Source organism: Pseudoalteromonas sp. SCQQ13, assembly GCF_015864415.1.
Taxonomy (GTDB): domain Bacteria; phylum Pseudomonadota; class Gammaproteobacteria; order Enterobacterales; family Alteromonadaceae; genus Pseudoalteromonas; species Pseudoalteromonas nigrifaciens.
Genome location: NZ_JADYXG010000039.1, coordinates 1 through 4496 on the forward strand (window position 1 = coordinate 1; position 4496 = coordinate 4496).

A 4496-nucleotide genomic window follows, 5' to 3' on the forward strand; every position below is an offset into this window, starting at 1 on the left:
ACCATGTTCAACGAGGAAACCAGCAATGTCGGTTGCTCCGGTAAAGTCGTCTGCAATTACACCAAGTAACATAATTATTTCTCCACACCAGGTAACTTAATACCTTTAAAAACCTTTATAACGGCACTGCTGTCTTCTTTGCCAAAGCAGTGGCAAACATACCAAGCGTGATGTTAGTAAACGATAATTCGTAATCGAACGCTCACGCGGTATTCAAAACATAAATCATTAGCAAAATAGCGCTATAGTCAGTAACTATGATTAGTAGCGTGATGACTATTCATTTATTCACATTAATAGAAGCTAGACCTACCGGTTGTTAAATCTAGTTAACTATTGTGACTATATGTTAAGGTTATTTTGTCGTCAAGCACTTTAGCTCACAAAAAACACCCATTAGTAATGTGTTTGTAGTGAAAAGTATTAAATAAAAGTATGTTTTTTTGCTTTTTGTATAAAGAATTTATAACTTAAACAATAACAAACATAAATTCACACATTTATTCATGGGACTAAATGAGAGTCGAAATTAATTTTTATTTTGCTGTGTGCTAATAAAAAATCGAGATGAAATTGAGATAATGTGTGACTTAGTGTTTCGTTTTTATAGTTATATAACTATAAAAACGAAGGAAGTTTAAATACATCACTTTAGTGAAAAGCAGATTTAAATAGTTAAAATTAACACCTGCTCAGTTATCAGCATGCTGCCAATTAGTTTAATAAAATAAGCTAAGTCCGAGCCCAAAAAGTGAGATGAGCTACATAGCCATCTTAATTTGGCAATAACATGTAGCTGCTCAGGGCTGACTCAGGTATCTAGCGTTACTTTAAATACGTTAAACATTTATTTACTTCATTAGTCGAGCCCATAACAACGGCTACACGTTGGTGAATATGAGAGGGAAGTATATCTAAAATACGTTCATGCTCTGTATGTGCTTTGCCATTAGCGTTCTCGACTAACATAGCCAGTGGATTTGCTTCGTATAATAAACGTAGCTTAGCGGGCTGTTCAGGCTTGTTAATATCGTTGGGATAACAGAAAATACCACCACGAGATAACACCCGATGCATATCACCCACCATAGCGCCATTCCAGCGCATGTTAAACTTTTTAGCACGCACGCCATTTTCACCTAAAAGCAGGTCATTAATATAATCACTAAAGCCAGCTGACCATTGATGAAAATTAGACATGTTCACCGAGAACTCTTGCGTATCAGTCGCTATTGTTAGTTTTTCAGTGGTTAATAAGTAGCAACCTTGTGTTTTGTCTAAGGTGTATAAGCGAGATGGGCCACCCGTAGTAAGCGCCAGCATAGTCGATGGGCCATATAACACATAACCAGCACACACTTGTTCAGAACCTTTTTGTGAAAATTGTAATTCACTATCAGCAGCAACATTGTTTTTAGCGCGGTAAATGGTAAAAATAGTGCCTATTTGACCATTAATGTCGATATTAGAAGAGCCGTCAAGTGGATCAAAGGCAACAATATAAGGTGCATTCTCTGTAGCGGCAACAACATAGTCCTCCTCTTCAGAGGCTATAGTCCTGACTTTACCACTTTCTAATAACATATCTTTGAGTAGCTGATTACTAATAATATCTAGATTTTTCTGAGTTTCACCTTGAATGTTTTCATCAAGGGTAGAGCCCAACACATTAGACAAAGCCCCCTGGCCTACCCGAAATGAAATTTCTTTACAGGCTGTTAGTATGGTTTTAATTAGTAAAATTAATTCAATTTCAACTTTGTCTTGCTCTAAACATGGGATTAACCGTTTCATGCTTTTTCCTCATACCTATTTAGGCAATTAAGCTCTTTAAATGAAATAGCTAAACGCTGCGCCATTGATTGCTCAACTTTGCGTAGCCATACGCGCGGATCGTAGTGCTTTTTATTGGGGAGATCATCACCATCGGGGTTACCAATTTGGCTTTGTAGGTAGGCTGAGTTTTCTTTATAGTAATTACTAACGCCTTCCCAGCTAGCCCATTGGGTATCAGTATCAATGTTCATTTTTATTACCCCATAGCCAATAGCTTCAGTAATTTCGGTTGCTGCAGAGCCTGAGCCACCATGAAAAACAAAGTTTAAACAGTTGTGCGCCAAACCAAATTTGTCGCTCACAAATGCTTGGGAGTTTTTTAAGATTTCTGGAGTCAGCTTCACATTACCTGGTTTGTACACTCCATGGACATTGCCAAATGAAGCGGCAATAGTAAAACAATCACTCACTTGGCTTAATTGTTGGTAAGCATAAGCGACATCTTCAGGTTGAGTGTAAAGTAATGACGAGTCTAGGTGCGAATTATCGACCCCATCTTCTTCACCACCGGTACAGCCAAGCTCAATTTCTATCCCCATATTAATTTTTGCCATACGAGATAGGTACTGCTGACAGGTTTCAATATTTTCAGTGAGCGTTTCTTCAGATAAATCTAACATGTGTGAGCTAAATAACGGTTTCCCATGAAGTTTGAAATACGCTTCACCGGCCTCTAATAGGCCGTCTATCCAAGGTAGCAACTTTTTAGCGGCATGATCGGTATGAAGTACCACAGGAATACCATAATGCTTTGCCACAGCATGCACATAATGGGCTGCTGCAATGGCGCCAGTAATTGCGGGTTGGTGATCTTTAAGAGGCACCCCTTTACCTACAAAAAATGCCGCCCCACCATGCGATAATTGAATAATAATAGGTGACTTACATAAGGATGCAGCTTCTAGCGCAGCATTAATAGAGTTAGTGCTAACAACATTGACCGCAGGAAAGGCATAGTTATTTTCACGGGCAACACGATATAAAGTATTTAAATGCTCCCCACTAACAACACCAGCAGGGACTAGATTAATTAAATTGTTCATTGTTTATCCGTATTTTGTAGATTGCTAATTGTGGTTTCTATAAATAAGTGAAATTTTTAATAGTGATAGAAAACGTGCTACTGATCATTAAAATATAAATAGATTAATTAACGGTATAAGCATTTTTAGTTAAAATTAGTATAGTGCTAAATAAAGAGGTAGAAAAATGCGCAACTTTTTTTGCTAAAGTAAATGCTAAAACCAGTGGTTAGAATAGTTTGCAGCTAAATCTCAACTTGTAAGAATTTACAGTTTTAATTTTGTTTGGTGTGTTTTATCAAGTTATTTTAGATAATTCACACCATTAAAAAGTGCGGAGAGGTTTGCTGCAAATAGCTTACTACTTGCCTCTGCCTTTGAGATCAGCTATTTCAGCAGGTGTTAAATAACGAACAGGGTGGTTATTTAGGATAAACATTAACTTGGCTGTTTCTTCTAATTCTTCTGCATTGTCTACAGCATCTTCTATATCGCTGCCGGTGATCACTGGGCCATGATTAGCTAACAAAAACGCGCGATGATGAGGAGCGAGCTTACCGAGCTCTTCAGCAATACGTGGCTCGCCTGGGCGTAAATAGGGGATCACAGGTAATTGCCCAACACGCATTACGTAATACGGTGTAAATGGGCGAATGGCATTATCAGGATCCAGCGTTTCTAAGCAAGACAGCGCAGTAAGGTAAGTAGAGTGTAAATGCACAATGGCATTACAATCAGGACTGTTGCGATAAATTTCGAGATGAAAAGCCACTTCTTTAGACGCACGCTTACCCGAAATAAGAGTACCGTTTATGTCTACAACAGAAAGCTCATCAGCCACTAAGCGGCCAAATGATGCGCCCGTTGGCGTAGCTAAAAAGTTACCGTCGGGTAATTTAAGAGATAGGTTACCCGCCCCACCAGTAGCGTAGCCGCGCTGAAACATAGAAAGCGCTAAGCTTACCATTTTCTCTCTAAGATCTTGTTCTGTCATAAGTAAAACTCCTGTGCCTTTTCAAAAAACAACTCATCGCCAAAATTACCTGATTTAAGTGCTAGTGATAACGAACCATCAATAGACTTTACCCAAGGCACACCTGAGGCGATTTGAGGGCCAATATGAAAACCTTTTACAGCAAGGCCTTGTGTTACCGTGCCTGACGTTTCACCGCCGGCAACAATAAAATTTTGTATGCCAAATTCTTTTAGTAAATAAGCAAGTTTGCTAAAAAATAACTCTACTGCTTCACTCGATGCATGTGCACCATATTTAGCTTGAATTGCTTTTAGCTGTGCAGCAGGTTGCGTGGCATAAACCATAGGGGCAAATTTGCCATCAAGATTATTTACTACCCAATCAAATGCTTGTTGTAGATAGTGGGCGTTATTCATACATGCTCCTACATCTACGGCAAAGTGCGGGGCAAGGGTTTTATAAGCTGCAACTTGTTTATTGGTCATTAACGAGCACGAACCCGATAATATGACGGTAGCTGCTTTGGTTGGGTAGCCCGCTTTTTTAGCTTCGCCTTGATCTTGTAGTTGTTGCTGCCAGTTTTTTGCAATGCCCGCTGCCAATCCAGAGCCGCCAGTAATTAACTTTAGCGACTTAGCCGCTTTGCCTAGGGTTGCTAAATG

Annotated in this window: 5 protein-coding genes; all 5 read right to left on the bottom strand. The window is 39.2% G+C overall.

Annotated elements, in window-relative coordinates; genetic code table 11:
- On the bottom strand, positions 1-72 hold a 72-nt coding region (locus I6F41_RS18125), incomplete at its 3' end, for a four-carbon acid sugar kinase family protein (protein ID WP_442960633.1).
- 753 nt (positions 73-825) lie between these two features.
- Positions 826-1794 carry a class 1 fructose-bisphosphatase gene (locus I6F41_RS17805; protein WP_182684606.1) on the bottom strand — a complete coding sequence of 323 codons (969 nt, stop codon included), beginning with the start codon at positions 1792-1794 and terminating at the stop codon, positions 826-828.
- Entirely contained in the window at positions 1791-2879 is a 1089-nt protein-coding gene (gene fbaA / locus I6F41_RS17810) for a class II fructose-bisphosphate aldolase (protein ID WP_182684607.1), read from the bottom strand. The genes I6F41_RS17805 and fbaA overlap by 4 nt, the downstream gene beginning before the upstream one ends.
- Positions 2880-3219: 340 nt before the next feature.
- Positions 3220-3852: a 3-oxo-tetronate 4-phosphate decarboxylase gene (otnC, locus tag I6F41_RS17815; RefSeq protein ID WP_182684608.1), complete on the bottom strand. Its 633-nt coding sequence runs from the start codon at positions 3850-3852 to the stop codon at positions 3220-3222.
- A partial coding sequence (locus tag I6F41_RS17820) for a four-carbon acid sugar kinase family protein (RefSeq protein ID WP_197108903.1) occupies positions 3849-4496 on the bottom strand: 648 nt, incomplete at its 5' end. The genes otnC and I6F41_RS17820, both read right to left, overlap by 4 nt.

Coding starts and splice junctions, on each gene's coding strand:
- I6F41_RS17805 (WP_182684606.1), bottom strand. CDS start 1,794: ATGAAACGGTTAATCCCATGTTTAGAGCAAGACAAAGTTGAAATTGAA.
- fbaA (WP_182684607.1), bottom strand. CDS start 2,879: ATGAACAATTTAATTAATCTAGTCCCTGCTGGTGTTGTTAGTGGGGAG.
- otnC (WP_182684608.1), bottom strand. CDS start 3,852: ATGACAGAACAAGATCTTAGAGAGAAAATGGTAAGCTTAGCGCTTTCT.